This window comes from Blastococcus sp. SYSU DS0533, from assembly GCF_054050775.1.
The window spans coordinates 305203-321853 of sequence record NZ_JBJGZZ010000002.1 but is presented as its reverse complement, the minus strand read 5'-3'; the positions used below and the strand labels follow the sequence as shown (position 1 = coordinate 321853).

Sequence of the window (16651 nt, the reverse complement as noted above, 5' to 3'; positions counted from 1 at the left end):
CGCGGCCCAGCGGGGCCACGGGTCCCGCCCGCCACCGTCCTCCCTCACCGCAGCGCGTCCTCCCTCGCGGTCTGCGGTGAGGGAGGACGCGCCACGATCAGTTCACCTGGTCATCGCGGGGTCGCCGTGAGCCGCACCAGGCCGCGACGAGCCCCGACCGGCGGGCACGCACGCAGACGAAGGGCCCGGTCACCGCGCAGGTGGCCGGGCCCTCCGTCTGCGTGGCCAGCTAGAGGTACTGGCCGGTGTTGGTCGCCGTGTCGATGGCGCGGCCGGCCTCGTTGCCCTTCCCGCTGATCAGCGTGCGGATGTAGACGATCCGCTCGCCCTTCTTGCCCGAGATCCGCGCCCAGTCGTCGGGGTTGGTCGTGTTGGGCAGGTCCTCGTTCTCCTTGAACTCGTCCAGGCACGCCTGCATCAGGTGGCCGACGCGCAGCCCGCCGGTGCCCGTCTCCAGCCGCTCCTTGATCGCCATCTTCTTCGCGCGGTCGACGATGTTCTGGAGCATGGCGCCAGAATTGAAGTCCTTGAAGTAGAGGACCTCCTTGTCACCGTTGGCGTAGGTGACCTCGAGGAAGCGGTTCTCCTCGCTCTCGGTGTACATCCGCTCGACGGTGCTCTGGATCATCCCGGCGATCGTCGCCTCCCGGTTGCCGCCGTGCTCGGCGAGGTCGTCGGCGTGCAGGGGCAGGTCGGGCACCAGGTACTTGCTGAAGATGTCGCGGGCGGCCTCGGCGTCGGGGCGCTCGATCTTGATCTTCACGTCGAGCCGGCCCGGGCGCAGGATCGCCGGGTCGATCATGTCCTCCCGGTTGGAGGCGCCGATGACGATGACGTTCTCCAGCCCCTCGACACCATCGATCTCGCTGAGCAGCTGCGGCACGATCGTCGACTCGACGTCGGAGGAGACCCCCGAGCCGCGGGTGCGGAAGATCGAGTCCATCTCGTCGAAGAACACGATGACCGGCGTGCCCTCGCTGGCCTTCTCGCGGGCCCGCTGGAACACCAGGCGGATGTGCCGCTCGGTCTCCCCGACGTACTTGTTCAGCAGCTCGGGGCCCTTGATGTTCAGGAAGTAGGACTTCGCCTGGTTGACGCCCTCGCCGCGCACCGCGGCGACCTTCTTGGCGAGCGAGTTGGCCACCGCCTTGGCGATCAGCGTCTTGCCGCAGCCGGGCGGGCCGTAGAGGAGGATGCCCTTGGGCGGGCGGAGCTGAAACTCGCGGAACAGGTCGGCGTGCAGGAACGGCAACTCGACGGCGTCGCGGATCTGCTCGATCTGCCGGGAGAGGCCACCGATGTCCGCGTAGTCGATGTCGGGGACCTCCTCGAGGACGAGCTCCTCGACCTCGCTCTTGGGGATCCGCTCGTAGACGTAGCCCGACCGGCTCTCGAGCAGCAGCGAGTCCCCGACGCGCAGCGGCTGCCCCGCGAGGGAGTCGGCGAGGTAGACGACCCGCTCCTCGTCGGTGTGCCCGATGACCAGCGCGCGCGGCGTGACGCCGTCGACCGGCTCGAGCAGCTCCTTGAGCATGACGACGTCGCCCTGGCGCTCGAATGCGCGCGCCTCGACGACGTTCATCGCCTCGTTGAGCATGACCTCCTGGCCGGCGCGCAGGCCCTCCACCTCGACGTTGGGCGAGACGGAGACCCGCAGCTTGCGGCCGCCGGTGAAGACGTCGACCGTGCCGTCCTCGTAGGAGGTGAGGAAGACGCCGTAGCCCGACGGGGGCTGGCCCAGCCGGTCGACCTCCTCCTTGAGCGTGACCAGCTGCTCGCGGGCGTCCCGCAGCGTGCCGGCCAGCTTGTCGTTGCGCTCGGAGAGGAAGGCGGCTCGGCCCTCCGCCTCGGCGATCCGCTCCTCCAGCGCGCGCACCTGGCGCGGGCTGTCGGCCACCTTGCGGCGGAGCAGGCCGATCTCTTCCTCGAGGTAGGAGATCTGGCTGAGCAGCGAGGCGACGTCACGCTCACGCCGCGCCTTCAGCTCGTCAGGACCCAGGCCCATCACGCACCTCCGCACTGTCGGGGGAGCCAGGACGCAAATCTATACACGCGGGCGGACAGTTCGCCGTGGGCTCGCGGAGGTCGTGCCGGGCTGCTAGGGCAGCGGCGGGACCCCGCCCGTGGCTGCCCGCCGAAGGACCGCGGGACCGGCGGCGGGGCTCCGGGCCCACCGCGCAGCCCGGCGGCCGGCACGGCGCCCAGTCGACCAGGTCGAGCGCGGCGCCGACCAGCGAGTCGACGTCGAGGCCGTGGTACCGGTACACGCTCTCGAGGTCACCGCTCCGCCCGAAGCGGGTGACCCCCAGGTGCGCGGCCGGGACACCCCTGACCCGCGAGAGGAACGCCAGCGTGTGCGGGTGCCCGTCCAGGACGGTGACCAGCGGGGTGGCGCAGTCGGCCGTTGGCGCCCGGTGCCGCCCGCGCCGAACTGCGTGTTGACGTAGCGGCGGGCCAGCGCACCCCAGATCGGCGCGGTGGTGCCGATGCCCGCCTGGTGGCCGCCGCCCTCGAGGCCCGACGGGTTCGGCCGCACCCGGTTGGCGTGGTCGACGACCGCCCTCCCACCCACAGCACCCGCTGCTCGATTCCCCGCAGCGCGGCGTCGTCCGGGGGTCGGCGGGCGTGGCGCGGGGCGCGAGGTCGGTCCCGGCGGGGCTCCTCCGGCCGTGGTCAGTGCTTCTGCGCGCGGCGCTGGCGGATCGGGGCGACGGTGCCCTCGGCGAGGCGGCGGGCGGTGACGAGGAACGCGGTGTGGGCCACCATGCGGTGCTCGGGGCGGACGGCCAGGCCGACCGCGTGCCACGGCCGCAGCAGGCTCTCCCAGGCGTAGGGCTCGGTCCACACGCCCTGCGCGCGCAGCGCCTCCACGTAGGTGGACAGCTGCGTCACCGTCGCCACGTAACCGACGAGCACGCCGCCCGGGCGCAGCGCCGCGGCCACCGTGGGCAGCACCGCCCAGGGCTCGAGCATGTCCAGGACGACGCGGTCGACGACCTCCTCGGCCGGGTGGTCGGCGAGGTCGCCCAGCCGCAGGTTCCAGTTCGCCGGCACCTCGCCGAAGAAGGCGCCCACGTTGTCCCGCGCCACGTCGAGGAAGTCCTCGCGCCGCTCGTAGCTGGTCAGCGACCCCTCCGCGCCGACGGCGCGCAGGAGCGAGCAGCTCAGCGCGCCCGACCCGGCGCCGGCCTCCAGCACCCGCATGCCCGGACCGACGTCGCCGAAGCCGACGATCTGGGCGGCGTCCTTCGGGTAGATGACCTGGGCGCCCCGCGGCATGGAGAGCACGTAGTCGGCGAGCAGCGGCCGCAGCGCGAGGTAGCCGGTGTTGGCGGTCGAGTGGACCACCGAGCCCTCGGGCGCCCCGATGAGGTCGTCGTGCTCGATCGCGCCGCGGTGGGTGTGGAACTGCTTGCCCGGCGTCAGGACGACGGTGTGCATCCGGCCCTTGGGGTCGGTCAGCTGCACCCGGTCACCGGCCACGAAGGCGCCCTCGACCGGCTCGGCCCGCTGGGCGGGGACCTCCCTCGCCTGCTCCGCCGCCTCCTCGGCCGGCGCGGGCTGCGCCTCCTCGACGACGTCGGTCCCGGGTTCCTGCTCACTGGTCACGGGCGACCAGCGTACGGACGCCGACGCGGCGCGGGCGCTCGGAACTGTCGGAGGGGCCACCTAGCCTCGGGCGCATGACGGCGATGGCGCAGACCGACCTGACGACCGACGGCTCCGCGGCAGTGGTCACGCCGGCCGAGGAGGCCACCCCGCGCCGTCCCTCCCTCTCCCCCAGCCGGGCGGCCGACTTCAAGACCTGCCCGCTGCTCTACCGGTTCCGCACTATCGACCGGCTGCCCGAGCGCAAGAGCCTGGCGGCCGTCCGCGGCACGCTGGTCCACTCGGTGCTGGAGCGGCTCTACGACCTCCCCCCGGCGCAGCGCACCCCGGAGAGCGCCCTGGGGCTGGTCGAGCCGGCCTGGGCGGAGCTGCGGGACGAGCCGGGCATCGCCGAGCTCTTCGAGACCGGGCAGGAGGACGGCGCCGAGAGCGACGCGAACGCCCCCGAGTCGGTGGCGGCCTGGCTGGCCTCGGCCGAGAAGCTGGTCGAGAAGTACTTCGCGCTGGAGGACCCGCGCCGCATCCAGCCGGCCGGGCGGGAGGAGCTCGTCGAGGTGACGCTGCCCGACGGGCTGCTGCTGCGCGGCTACGTCGACCGGCTCGACGTGGCTCCGAACGGCGCCCTGCGGGTGGTCGACTACAAGACCGGCTCGATGCCCCGTGAGGCGTTCGAGTCCAAGGCGCTGTTCCAGATGAAGTTCTACGCGCTGGTGCTCTGGCGCACCCGCGGTGTCGTGGCCGCCCAGCTGAAGCTGCTGTACCTCGGTGACGGCGACGCACTGACCTACGCGCCGGAGGAGGCGGAGCTGCTCCGCTTCGAGCGGACCCTCCTGGCCATCTGGTCGGCGATCGAGCGGGCGGTGGCCACCGGCGAGTTCCGGCCGAACAAGAGCCGGCTGTGCGGCTGGTGCGACCACCAGGCGCTGTGCCCGGAGTTCGGCGGCACTCCCCCACCGTTCCCGGCCGACGCCGCCGCGGCGGCCGGCTGGCGGACGACGCTGCCGGTCACCCCGGTCTGAGCCGGCCGATCACCCCGGTCCGGGCTCCCGCCGCTGGTGCGTTCAGCGCCCGGCGAGCGGCGCCGACCGTGCTGCGGTGAGGACGTCGGCGAGCTCGTCGACGCCCGTCCCCGCCAGCGTCTCGAGCAGCGTCAGCCCCGGCGCGGGCGGCACCGGCTGCATCGCCGGTACCCCGAGCACCGCCATGCCGGCGGCCAGCCCGGAGGTTACGCCTACCAGGGAGTCCTCGACCACCACGCAGGTGGACGGCGCCACGTCCAGCGCCACGGCCGCCTGCAGGTAGGGCGCCGGGTCGGGTTTGCGGGCGGGCACCTCGTCGCCGCACACGGTGACGTCGAACGGGCTGCTACCCAGGTCCGCCGCGATGCTGCCCAGCACGATGTGGGCGAGCCGGCGCGGCGTCGTCGTCACCAGGGCCGTGCGCAGCCCCGCGGCCCGGACGGCCACCACCAGCTCCCGGGCCCCGGGCTGCCAGGCGACCCCCGCGCCCATGAGCTCGCCGACCCGGTCCTCCACCCACCGCGCGTCGGCCTGCAGCTGCTCCTCGGTGCGGACGACACCCAGGTCGGCGTGGAGCACCTCCATGGAGCGGCGCATGCTGGTCCCGACGGTCCGGGCACGCGCCTCGGGCGACATGCGGCCGCCCAGCGAGGTGGCGAGCTCGAACATCGCCTCTCCCCAGTACTCCTCGGTCTGCACCAGCGTGCCGTCCATGTCGAACAGGACGGCGGCGAGTTCGTTCGGCATCAGGGGTGCGACGTTCCTTCGGGTTGGGGCTTCCGGGTGCGCCAGGCGCACGGCGGGGACGGGTGGACGAGGCCTCGACCTTCCCCGGCAGCCGTCCACGCGGTGGGTGTCCCGCGGGTCCGAGTCTCCCAGGCCGTCCGGCACCGCTGGATCGCAGCCCGCGAGGGACGCGCGGGCGCTGGCCCCGGGGCTCCGCCGCGCCGCTCGCGCGCCGCGCCGTCCGCAGGATCGCTCAGGCCGATCGGGTGCCGACCAGGGTGGCGAAGGCGATGACGTTGTCCTGGTAGCTGCGGGCCGGGGAGTCGAAGTCCCCCCGCAGGTGATCAGCCGCAGCTGCGCGTCCTCGGTGCTGCCGTAGACCTCGAGGGTCGGGAAGTCGTCCTTCGGGTGCCGCTCGACCCGGTCGACGGCGACGACCGCGACTGTGCCGTCCGCGCGGGTCACCTCGACCTCGTCGCCGGGCCGCAGGGCACCGAGGTCGGAGAAGACGCCAGGCCCGTGCCCGGCCGAGTCCACGTGCCCGAGCACCGCCGCCGGCCCGACCGCACCGGGAGCCGGTCCGCGCTCGTACCAGCCGGCCTGGTCGTCGGGGCCCAGCGGCGGGACCTCGACGGTGCCGTCGTCGTTCAGCCCGAGCCGCAGCAGGTCGCTGGTCACGCCGATGGCGGGGACGCTCACCGAGACCGGATCGCCCACGGCGTCCGCCGCAGGGTCGGCGGTCGGCGGCCCGGGGGCGGCCGGGACCGTGGCCGTCGAGGGCGTGGCCGGTGCGGACACCTCGGTCGCGGCCGCCGGCTGGGGCGCCTGCCGCTGCCCGGTCACGACCACGACGAGGGCGACGGCGGCCACGAGGGCCAGGCCCACGGTCAGCGCCCCGACGCCGATGGCGGCCTCGGTCTCGACGCCCGCGGCGCCACCGGCGCCGGTCTCGGCACCGCCCGCCGGAGCGGCACCCGTCTGGGCCGCCTCGAAGGCGCCGCAGGCGGCCGGGGCGGTGGCCTCCATGGGCAGCGACGGGTCGAGGTCGCTCATGACGTCGCCGTCGTAGGCGCCGCTGCGTTGGTGTCGACGCCGTGGAGCACCAGGACGGCTGTGCCGTCCTCGAAGCCTGTGGACGTCGTCGGTGACCTCGAACGTGCGCTCGTAGCTGGTGGAGCCGCCCTCGCGGTCGGGAACCGGTCGATGGCCAGGCCGCTGTCCGGGCCGGTGTCACCGGTCGTGGTCGGCGAGGAACCGATGGCGCCGTAGCAGGGCGCGCCCTCGGTGACGCTGACGAAGCCGTCGCCGTTCTCGTCGTCCGCGTCGGTCGGGCACTCGCCCTGCGCACCGATGTGGACGTGCTGGGCGTGCGGCGAGCCGGCCAGCAGCCCCGTGGCCTCCATCATCACGGTGGCCGTGTTGCCGTCGAGGGTGACCATGCCCGTGCCCTGGACGCCGGACTGGTCGAGCGCACCGAGGTCGGCCTGGTAGCTGTGCGCCCCCTCGTGCGCCGAGGCGGGCGAGGCGGCCAGCAGCGGGGAGGCCGCGGCGGCCAGGGCGAGGTCGGGAGTGCGGGTGCCTTGCGCACGGTGCGCTCCTCGTGGTCGGAGGGGGCGGCGGTCGGCGACCGTCCACCCGTCGTTCCGGCTGGTGCGCTCTGCACCGGCCGTGGTCCGGCGACCTGAGCAGCGCGCCGGTCTCCGGGCGTCTCGCTGCACGACCTGCATTCGGGGGCCGGGGCCGGGGCCGGATCGGTTCACCCCGGTTTTGGGGAGGACGCGACCCCGGAGGTGGTGGTCGACCGAGACGGGCCGGGGCCGGAGGCTGGTCGCGCCTCGGGCGACCGGATGCCCGGCTGGGAACGAAGGACGGGCATGACTGCTTCGCGACAGGTCCGCCGGCGGAGGCGGACCGCGCTGCTCGCCCTGCTGGCCGGCCTCTCCGTCCTCGGGACGGCCCCGGCCGCGCTCGCCCACGACGGCCTGGTGGGCACCACCCCGGCGGCGGGGACGACCGTCCCCACTCCCCCCGCCACCGTCGAGCTCGCGTTCACGGGTGAGCCGCTCCCCCTCGGCACGCGCGTGGAGGTGACGGACGCCGACGGGGCCGTCGTCTCCGAGGGGAACCCGGAGATCCGGGTTACGACGGTCGTCCAGGCGCTCGCCGGCGGGCTCGCGGCGGGCGGCTACCACGTCGAGTGGCGCAGCACCTCCTCCGACGGGCACGCGCTGACCGGCGCGTTCGACTTCACCGTCGCCGGGGCGAGCACCTCGGCGGCGGCGACGGCGGAAGGTGTGGCGCCTGCGCTGGAACCTGTGGCGCCTGCACCGGAGCCCGTCGCGCCTTCGCCCGCGGCGGCGGCGGCGTACGTGGACCCACCGTCCAGCGGCACCCCGGTCGCCGGGATCTGGGTCGCCGTCGGCGCGGTGGTCCTCGTCGGGATCGGTGTCCTCCTGGTGAGCCGGCAGCGCGGGCCCCGGTGACCCGCTCCGTGCCCGTCGCACCGGTGCGCCCGACGCGGGCCGCCGGTCGGTCGCCGCGCGTCCGGCCCGCGCTCGTGCTCACCGGCGCGGGCCTCGCCGCGCTGCTGACCGGCGCCCTGGTGGTCGGCGGCGGGGCCCCGGCGGCGGATCCGTCCGGGCCGGCGGGCGCGGGTGCGCTGGTCGAGTGGGGGCTGCCGCTGGTCACCCTGGCCGGGCGGATCGCCGCGGTGGGCACGGTGGGCACGCTGCTGCTCGCCGCCGTCCTGCTGCCCTGCCGGGCCGGAATGCCGGCGGAGTCCCGCGGGGCGCTGCGGGTGGCATCGGCCTGGGCGCTGGCCTGGGCGGCGGCGGTCGCCCTGGGGGCGCTGCTGACCGTCAGCCGGCTGGTCGGGGTCTCCCCCACCGCGCTGGCCTGGGCCCCGCTCCGCGTCTTCCTCGAGGACACCGGCGCCGGCCGCGCCGCGCTGCTGGTGGTGGCCCTCACCGGGCTGGTCGGGGTGGCGGCCCGGCGGTGCACCGGTGTCCCGGCCGCGGTGTTGCTGCTGCTCGTGGCCGGCGCCGCGCTCGTCGTCCCGGTCGCGCTCTCCGGTCACTCCGCGGCGGCCGAGGACCACCTGCTCGCGGTCACCACCCTCGGCGTCCACGTCGTCGCCACGACCACCTGGGTCGGCGGGTTGCTGGCACTCCTCGTCCACGCCCGCCACGGCGCGGCGGTCCGCGTCGCGGCGCCCCGGTTCAGCCGCCTCGCCTTGATCTGCTTCCTCGCCACGGCCGCCTCCGGTCTGCTCGCCGCGGGGCTGCTGCTGGGGGGCACCGCCGGCGTGCTCGCGGCTCTGGGCACGGGCTACGGCGCCCTGCTGCTGGTCAAGACCGCCGGGCTGACCGTCCTGGGCGTCCTCGGCGCGCTGCACCGCCGCCACACCCTGCCCCGGCTGCGCGCCGGCGACGGCCGGGAGTTCCGCCGGTTCGCCGCCGGTGAGGTGGTGCTGATGCTCGCGACGGTGGCGCTGGCCGTCGCCCTCGCGGCCTCACCGCCCCCGTCGGGTACCGGGCACGCGGCCGCGTCCGCCACCGCTCCGACGGTGGGCGCCGACCCGATGGCCGGGCACGACCACGGTGAGCTGTCGGTGGGCGTGCTCGTCGACGAGGAGCGCTTCCACGTCGCCGGCCCGGCCGCGCCGGGAGCCCGGGTGACCGTCTTCAACTCGTCCTCCGCTGAGGTCACGCTGTCCGCGGCCGACGGGTCGTTCGACGTCGTCGTCCCCAGCGGGACGCTGACCACCTTCCTGGCCCCGGCCGCCCCCGGCCCCCACCCCTTCACCAGCCGCCACTCCGCCGCCCACGCCGACGTGCTCCTCGTCAGGTGACGTGCTGGAACCGGTCCCGCCGCGAGCCTGCGAGCGGTGGGGGTTCCGGGGTCCTTCACTCGTCCTCGGTGCGGTAGCCGAGGTTGGGCGAGAGCCACCGCTCGGCCTCGGCGACCGTCCACCCCTTGCGGGCGGCGTAGTCCTCGACCTGGTCGCGGCCCACCCGGCCCAGGACGAAGTACCGCGCCTGCGGGTGGGCGAAGTAGAGCCCGCTGACCGCGGCACCGGGCCACATGGCCAGGCTCTCGGTGAGCTGGATGCCGGTGGCCGCCTCGACGTCGAGGAGCTCCCAGATGGTCAGCTTCTCGGTGTGCTCGGGGCACGCGGGGTAGCCCGGGGCCGGGCGGATGCCGCGGTACCGCTCGTCGATCAGGGCCTGGTTGTCCAGCGACTCGTCGGCGGCGTAGCCCCAGAACTCCCGGCGCACCCGCTCGTGCAGCCGCTCGGCGAACGCCTCGGCCAGCCGGTCGGCCAGCGCCTCGAGCATGATCGCGCTGTAGTCGTCGTTCTCCTTCTTGAACGCGGCCACCCGCTCCGCCGAGCCCAGGCCCGCGGTCACCGCAAAGGCCCCGACGTAGTCGCGCAGCCCCGTCTCCTCGGGCGCCACGAAGTCTGCGAGCGACTTGCGCGGTGAGCCGTCGCGGCCCTCGGTCTGCTGGCGCAGCTGGTGCAGGGTCGCCCGGACGGCGGTGCGGGACTCGTCGGTGTAGACCGCGATGTCCTCGCCGCCGACCCGGTTCGCCGGGAAGAGCCCGAAGACGCCGCTGGCCCGCAGCCAGCGCTCCTCGACGATCCGGTCGAGCATCGCCTGGGCGTCCTCGTACAGCCGGCGGGCCGCCTCCCCTGTCGCCGGGTTGTGCAGGATGTCGGGGAACCGCCCGCGCATCTCCCACGCGTTGAAGAACGGCTGCCAGTCGATGTACTCCCGCAGCTCCGCGAGCGGGTAGTCCGGGAACGTCTTCACGAACTGCGTGGCGTGCCCGTGCCGGTGGTCGCAGGTGGGGCCCGCGCAGACGTCCTTCGCCTGCTGGAGCAGCATCCGCGGCCGCGGCGGGGTGTAGCCGCTCCAGTCGACGGGCGTCGCGGCGGCCCGTGCCTGGGCCAGCGGCAGCAGGCGCCGGCTGTCCTGGCGGGCGGCGTGCCGTTCCCGCAGTGCCGCGTACTCGGCGTCGGTCTCGGCCAGCAGTCGCGGCCGCTGCTCGTCGGAGAGCAGCGCGGCGACGACCGGCACCGAGCGCGAGGCGTCCTTCACCCAGATCACGGGGCCGTGGTACTTCTGCGCCACCTTCACCGCGGTGTGCGCGCGCGACGTCGTCGCCCCGCCGATGAGCAGCGGGATGTCGAAGCCCTGCCGCTCCATCTCCGAGGCCAGGGTGACCATCTCGTCCAGGGACGGCGTGATCAGGCCGGAGAGGCCGATGATGTCGGCGCCCTCCTCCTTGGCGGCGTCCAGGATCCGCTGCCCCGGCACCATGACGCCGAGGTCCACGACGTCGTAGTTGTTGCACTGCAGGACGACGCCGACGATGTTCTTGCCGATGTCGTGGACGTCGCCCTTCACGGTGGCCATGACGACCTTGCCGTTGCTGCGCTCGGCGTCGCCGGGCTGCTTCTCCGCTTCGATGAACGGGATCAGGTAGGCGACGGCCTTCTTCATCACGCGGGCGGACTTCACCACCTGCGGCAGGAACATCTTCCCGGCGCCGAACAGGTCGCCGACGACGTTCATCCCGTCCATCAGCGGCCCCTCGATGACCTCGATCGGCCGCCCGCCGCGCGCGGCGATCTCCTGGCGCAGCTCCTCGGTGTCGTCCTCGACGTGCGCGTCGATCCCCTTGACCAGGGCGTGGGTGATCCGCTCCCCCACCGGCAGCGCGCGCCACTCCTCCGTGGCGATCTCGCGCGCCGCGCCGTCCCCCGCGTAGTCGCCGGCGATCTCCAGCAGCCGCTCGGTGGCGTCGGGCCGGCGGGCGAGGACGACGTCCTCGATCCGCTCCCGCAGCTCGGCGGGCACCTCGTCGTACACCTCGAGGGCGCCGGCGTTGACGATGCCCATGTCCATACCGGCGGCGATCGCGTGGAACAGGAAGACGGCGTGGATCGCCTCGCGCACCCGGTTGTTGCCGCGGAAGGAGAACGAGACGTTCGAGACGCCGCCGGAGACCAGCGCACCGGGCAGGTTCTGCTTGATCCAGCGGGTCGCCTCGATGAAGTCGACGCCGTAGCGCGCGTGCTCCTCGATGCCCGTGGCGACGGCGAAGACGTTCGGGTCGAAGATGATGTCCTCGGCCGGGAAGCCGACCCGCCGGGTCAGCACGTCGTAAGCGCGCCGGCAGATCTCGATCCGCCGTTCGAGGGTGTCGGCCTGCCCCTGCTCGTCGAAGGCCATGACGACGGCGGCGGCGCCGTACCTGCGGCACAGCGCGGCCTGCTGGATGAACTCGTCCTCGCCGTTCTTCAGCGAGATGGAGTTGACGATCGCCTTGCCCTGGACGTTCTTCAGCCCGGCCTCGATGACCTCCCACTTCGAGGAGTCGATCATCGTGGGCACGCGGCAGATGTCGGGCTCGGCGGCGATCAGTTTGGTGAAGCGGTCCATCGCCTCGACGCCGTCGATCATCCCCTCGTCCATGTTGACGTCGATGACCTGGGCGCCGGCCTCGACCTGCTGGCGGGCGACGGCCAGGGCCGCCGGGTAGTCGCCGGCCCTGACCAGGTTCCGGAAGCGCGCCGAGCCGGTGATGTTGGTGCGCTCGCCGACGTTGACGAAGAGGGACTCCTCGGTGACCACGAGCGGCTCGAGCCCGGAGAGCCGCAACGCCGGGCGGGCTTCGGCCGGCCTCCTGGGGGCCGTGTCCTGCACCGCCCGGGCGATCGCGGCGATGTGCTCGGGCGTGGTGCCGCAGCAGCCGCCCACGAGGTTGACGAAGCCGGCCCCGGCGAACTCCGCGACGACCGCGGCGGTCTCCTCCGGGGACTCGTCGTACTCGCCGAAGGCGTTGGGCAGCCCGGCGTTCGGGTAGCAGGAGACGAACGTGTCGGCGACCCGGGCGAGCTCGGCGACGTAGGGCCGCATCTCCTGGGCGCCGAGCGCGCAGTTCAGCCCGATCAGGAGCGGCCGCACGTGCCGGACGGAGTTCCAGAAGGCCTCGGTCACCTGTCCCGACAGCGTGCGCCCGGAGGCGTCGGTGATCGTGCCGGAGATCAGGACCGGCCAGCGCCGGCCGCGCTGCTCGAACAGCGTCTCGAGCGCGAAGATCGCGGCCTTGGCGTTCAGCGTGTCGAAGATCGTCTCGACCAGGAGCGCGTCGACGCCGCCGTCGACCAGGCCCGTCGCCTGCTCGAGGTAGGCCGCGACCAGCTCGTCGAAGGTGACGTTGCGGGCGCCGGGGTCGTTGACGTCGGGCGAGATCGACGCCGTGCGGCTGGTCGGGCCGATCGCCCCGGCGACGTAGCGGGGCTTCTCGGGTGTCCGGGCGGTCATCGCGTCGGCCTCACGGCGGGCCAGCCGCGCCGAGACCACGTTCAGCTCGTACGCCAGCTCCTGCATGCCGTAGTCGGCGAGGGAGATCGTGGTGGCGTTGAAGGTGTTGGTCTCGATGAGGTCCGCCCCGGCCTCGAGGTACTCGCGGTGGATGCCCGCGATCAGCTCGGGCCGGGTGATGCTCAGCAGGTCGTTGTTGCCCTGCACGTCGGTGGGCCAGTCGGCGAAGCGCTCCCCGCGGTAGCCGGCCTCGTCGGGGCGGTCGCGCTGGATCGCCGTCCCCATCGCGCCGTCGAGCAGCAGGATCCGCTGCTCCAGCAGGGCGGTGAGGGCGGCGGTGGCATCGGGGCGGAGGTCGGGTGACTCGGACACGGTGATCCCCAGAGGTTCTGCTCGATGGGCGTGCGGGCCTCGCGCTCCGTCACCCCGGCGGGCTGGCCCAGGCCTGGGCGTTCCCGATGTCGGCGCCCATTCTCGCACCCGGGCCACCGGCGGTGCAGCGGCCGTCGTCGACCGGGCCACCCGCCGGTGGGAGAACCGCGGCCGTGCACCGGGCGGTCCGGCGGTATCGACGTAGGCTGGCAGAGGTGATCGATCCGAAGCCCGACGCAGATGACCTGCCGCAGCTCACCGACCCGGTGGTCGTGGTGGCGTTCGAGGGCTGGAACGACGCCGGGGACGCCGCCACGGGGGCCGTCGAGCACCTCGAGCTGATCTGGGACGCCAAGCCCCTGGCCGCTCTGGACCCGGAGGACTACTACGACTTCCAGGTCAACCGGCCCACCGTGTCCCTCGTCGGCGGGGTGAGCCGGCGCATCGAGTGGCCGACCACCCGCATCTCGGTGGCGCGGCCCGAGGGGCTGGACCGCGACGTCGTGCTGATCCGCGGCATCGAGCCCAACATGCGCTGGCGGAGCTTCTGCGAGGAGCTGCTGGAGATCCTCGACGAGCTCGACGCCTCGATCGTCATCGCCCTCGGCGCCCTCCTGGCCGACACCCCGCACACCCGGCCCACGCCGGTCACCGGCTCCGCGTACGACGGCGAGTCGGCCCGCGCCTACGGGCTGGAGACCTCGCGCTACGAAGGCTCCACCGGCATCCTCGGCGTCTTCCAGGACGCGTGCGTCCAGGCCGGTCTCCCGGCGATCAGCTTCTGGGCCGCGGTGCCGCACTACGTCTCGCAGCCGCCGTCGCCGCGCGCCACCGTCGCGCTGCTGCAGCGGGTCGAGGAGGTCCTCGAGATCACCGTGCCGCTGGGCGCGCTGCCGCAGCAGGCCGACGACTGGGTGAAGACCGTCGACGAGATGGCCAGCGAGGACGCCGAGGTGGTGGAGTACGTGCGCTCCCTGGAGGAGCGGGCCACCGAGGTCGACCTCTCCCAGGCCAACGGCGACCAGATCGCCCGCGAGTTCGAGCGCTACCTCCGGCGCCGCGGAGGGCCCGCCGGCGGCGCCTGACCCGCTCGGCATGGACCCGGCGAGTGCACCCCGGAGGGGTCCGCGTAGTCGCGACCGGTGGAGCTCAGCGCCAGCCGGGACGGCCGCTGGTCGTGGTGCGGTCCGGAGGATCGCCGTGCAGCAGCGGGCGCATCTGGGCGGTGGCGTCGGCGTCGAACAGCCGGTCGTGCATCGCGAGGGCGAACCGGTCGGTCATCCCCGAGACGTAGTCCACGACCTGGGTGAGCGGCTCGGCCGCGGTGTCCCGGTAGCTGGCCGGGATCAGCTCCGGGTGGGCCAGGTGGTGGTCGACCAGCCGGCGGATGACGTCGATCGCCAGGTGCTTCTGCCCCGCGGCGACGTCGGAGGCGTAGACGCGGGCGAACATGAACGCCCGCAGCTCGTGCATGGCCGCCAGCGGCTCCGGCGCCATGACGACGCGGTCGCCGTCGGCCAGCGAACCCGCGACGACGGCGTCGATCATCGACCCCACCATCTCGCTGCCCGGCTGCCCGAAGACGGCCAGCGCCTGGGCGGGCAGGTCGGCGACCCGGATCACCCCGGCCCGGACGGCGTCCAGCGCGTCGTGGGACAGGTAGCCGATCCGGTCCGCGTAGCGCACGCACTCCGCCTCGCGGGTATCCGGCGGGGGGTCGATCTTCCAGCTGTGCGCACGGATGCCGTCGCGGACCTCCCACGTCAGGTTGAGGTCCTCGAGCACCTCGACGATCCGCACCCCCTGGGCGGCGTGGTGCCACCCACCGGGCACGTAGGGGTCGAACGCCTCCTCGCCGATGTGCCCGAACGGGGAGTGCCCGACGTCGTGCCCGAGGGCGATCGCCTCGGCCAGCGTCTCGTTGAGCCCCAGCGCCCGGGCCAGCGAGCGGGCCACCTGCGTCACCTGCAGCGTGTGGGTGAGCCGGGTGACGAAGTGGTCGCCGTCGGGGTGGAGGAAGACCTGCGTCTTGTGCTTGAGCCGGCGGAACGCCTTGGCGTGCAGGATCCGGTCGCGATCGCGCTCGAACGCGGTGCGCAGCGCGTCCTCCGGCTCCGGGCGGGCCCGCCCCCGGGTGCCGGCCGCCCGCGTCGCGGCGGGCGCCAGCTGCTCCTCGGCGCGCTCGCGGGCCGCCCGGTCGGTGGGCCGGAACGAGCCGGCGGGGGCGCTGGTCATCACCCGACCTGCAGGTCCACGCCGAGGAGCGCGTCGACGGCGTCGCTGACCACCTGGGGCGCGTGGTCCTCGAGGTCCTCGCCCCCGGCCAGCGTCCGCTCGGCCCAGGCGTCGACCAGGGCGATCGCCCCCGGGCTGTCGAGGTCGTCGGCGAGGCGCTCGCGCAGCCCGTGCAGCACCGGGCCGGCGGGGGCCCCGGCCTCGCGCCCCGCGGCCCGCCGCCAGGTGGCCAGCCGCTCCTGGGCCTCCGCGAGGAGGTCACCCGTCCACGCGCGGTCGGTGCGGTAGTGCCCCGAGAGCAGGGCCAGCCGGATCGCCATCGGGTCGACGCCCTCACCGCGGAGCCGGGAGACGAAGACCAGGTTGCCGCGGCTCTTGCTCATCTTCTCGCCGTCCAGGCCGATCATCGCCGCGTGCACGTAGGCCCGGGCGAAGGGCTTGGTGGCGGTGAGCGCCTCGGCGTGGACCGCGGAGTACTCGTGGTGCGGGAAGACCAGGTCGCTGCCCCCGCCCTGGACGTCGAAGCCCATGCCGATCGTGTCCAGCGCGATGGTGGCGCACTCGACGTGCCAGCCCGGGCGACCCCGCGTGCCCCGCGGCCCGGGCCACGCCGGCTCGCCGGGCCGTTCGCCGCGCCAGAGCATCGGGTCGAGGCGGTTCCGCTTGCCCGCCCGGTCGGGGTCGCCGCCGCGCTCGGCGAAGAAGCGCAGCATCGTGCCCTCGTCGTAGCCGGACTCGGTGCCGAAGCCGGGCGCCTGCGCGACGTCGTGGTAGACGTCGCCGGTGCCGTCGTCGAGCACGTAGGCCAGCCCGTCGTCGAGCAGCCGCTCGACGTGCGCGACGATGCGCGGGATCGCCTCGACCGCGCCCACGTAGTCCTCGGGCGGCAGCACCCGCAGCGCCGTCATGTCCTCGCGGAACAGGGCCGTCTCGCGCATCGCCAGGACGATCCAGTCCTCGCCGTCACGCTCCGCGCGGTCGAGCAGCGGGTCGTCGATGTCGGTGACGTTCTGCACGTAGTGGACCGCGTGGCCGGCGTCGCGCCACACCCGGTTGACCAGGTCGAAGGCCAGGTAGGTGGCCGCGTGGCCGAGGTGCGTGGCGTCGTAGGGGGTGATGCCGCAGACGTACATCCGCGCCGTCCGGTCCGGCGTCGTCGCGACGATCTCGCCGCGGGCGGTGTCGTAGACCTTGAGGACGGGGCCGGTGCCGGGCAGGGTCGGCAGCAGCGGGGCGGGCCAGGAGAGCACGGCACGAGCCTAGAGGCGTGGTCCGACGGCACCCGCCCGCACGCCCGTGCGGGTCATCACGTCGGAGCGGCCGGGCGCACCGCACCGGCGCACACGAGGAGGAGCG

The 16651-nt window shown here is 74.1% G+C and carries 11 protein-coding genes; 4 read left to right on the top strand and 7 right to left on the bottom strand.

What is annotated here, in order from left to right:
• Positions 1-229: 229 nt before the first annotated feature.
• Positions 230-2005, bottom strand: coding sequence for a proteasome ATPase (arc, locus tag ACI79W_RS04620; protein WP_456560896.1), 1776 nt, complete (start codon positions 2003-2005; stop codon positions 230-232).
• 668 nt (positions 2006-2673) lie between these two features.
• Positions 2674-3609, bottom strand: a complete 936-nt coding sequence (locus ACI79W_RS04615; RefSeq protein WP_456560895.1) for a tRNA (adenine-N1)-methyltransferase — start codon at positions 3607-3609, stop codon at positions 2674-2676.
• 74 nt (positions 3610-3683) lie between these two features.
• Between ACI79W_RS04615 and ACI79W_RS04610 the strand changes: the two genes are divergently transcribed.
• Entirely contained in the window at positions 3684-4628 is a 945-nt protein-coding gene (locus ACI79W_RS04610; protein ID WP_456560894.1) for a RecB family exonuclease, read from the top strand.
• A 42-nt stretch (positions 4629-4670) separates the two neighbouring features.
• On the opposite strand, the gene ACI79W_RS04605 is transcribed toward ACI79W_RS04610, so the two are convergent.
• Positions 4671-6407: an HAD-IA family hydrolase gene (locus ACI79W_RS04605; protein WP_456560893.1), complete on the bottom strand. Its 1737-nt coding sequence runs from the start codon at positions 6405-6407 to the stop codon at positions 4671-4673.
• Positions 6404-7072, bottom strand: coding sequence for a hypothetical protein (locus tag ACI79W_RS04600; protein ID WP_456560892.1), 669 nt, complete (start codon positions 7070-7072; stop codon positions 6404-6406). The genes ACI79W_RS04605 and ACI79W_RS04600 overlap by 4 nt, the downstream gene beginning before the upstream one ends.
• 156 nt (positions 7073-7228) lie before the next feature.
• Between ACI79W_RS04600 and ACI79W_RS04595 the strand changes: the two genes are divergently transcribed.
• Positions 7229-7837, top strand: coding sequence for a copper resistance CopC family protein (locus tag ACI79W_RS04595; protein ID WP_456560891.1), 609 nt, complete (start codon positions 7229-7231; stop codon positions 7835-7837).
• Between the two features lie 8 nt (positions 7838-7845).
• On the top strand, positions 7846-9204 hold the full coding sequence (locus tag ACI79W_RS04590; RefSeq protein WP_456560890.1) for a copper resistance D family protein: 1359 nt from the start codon (positions 7846-7848) through the stop codon (positions 9202-9204).
• Between the two features lie 55 nt (positions 9205-9259).
• Here ACI79W_RS04590 and metH read toward each other — a convergent pair whose 3' ends face one another.
• Positions 9260-13060, bottom strand: a complete 3801-nt coding sequence (gene metH / locus ACI79W_RS04585) for a methionine synthase (RefSeq protein ID WP_456560889.1) — start codon at positions 13058-13060, stop codon at positions 9260-9262.
• 215 nt (positions 13061-13275) lie between these two features.
• Between metH and ACI79W_RS04580 the strand changes: the two genes are divergently transcribed.
• Positions 13276-14145 (top strand): PAC2 family protein, encoded by an 870-nt coding sequence (locus ACI79W_RS04580; protein WP_456560888.1) that lies wholly within the window; start codon positions 13276-13278, stop codon positions 14143-14145.
• A gap of 64 nt (positions 14146-14209) precedes the next feature.
• Here the strand turns inward: ACI79W_RS04580 and ACI79W_RS04575 are convergent, their stop codons facing one another.
• Both ACI79W_RS04575 and mshC read right to left on the bottom strand, forming a co-directional pair.
• Positions 14210-15295 (bottom strand): HD domain-containing protein, encoded by a 1086-nt coding sequence (locus ACI79W_RS04575; RefSeq protein ID WP_456560887.1) that lies wholly within the window; start codon positions 15293-15295, stop codon positions 14210-14212.
• Positions 15295-16545, bottom strand: a complete 1251-nt coding sequence (gene mshC, locus ACI79W_RS04570) for a cysteine--1-D-myo-inosityl 2-amino-2-deoxy-alpha-D-glucopyranoside ligase (protein WP_456560886.1) — start codon at positions 16543-16545, stop codon at positions 15295-15297. Before mshC ends, ACI79W_RS04575 begins: the two co-directional genes overlap by 1 nt.
• Positions 16546-16651 lie beyond the last annotated feature (106 nt).

What these genes read in the sequence shown, in the direction of transcription:
- arc (WP_456560896.1), bottom strand. Translation starts at nt 2,005, where the DNA reads ATGGGCCTGGGTCCTGACGAGCTGAAGGCGCGGCGTGAGCGTGACGTC.
- ACI79W_RS04575 (WP_456560887.1), bottom strand. Translation starts at nt 15,295, where the DNA reads ATGACCAGCGCCCCCGCCGGCTCGTTCCGGCCCACCGACCGGGCGGCC.
- ACI79W_RS04605 (WP_456560893.1), bottom strand. Translation starts at nt 6,407, where the DNA reads ATGAGCGACCTCGACCCGTCGCTGCCCATGGAGGCCACCGCCCCGGCC.
- ACI79W_RS04610 (WP_456560894.1), top strand. Translation starts at nt 3,684, where the DNA reads ATGACGGCGATGGCGCAGACCGACCTGACGACCGACGGCTCCGCGGCA.
- ACI79W_RS04595 (WP_456560891.1), top strand. Translation starts at nt 7,229, where the DNA reads ATGACTGCTTCGCGACAGGTCCGCCGGCGGAGGCGGACCGCGCTGCTC.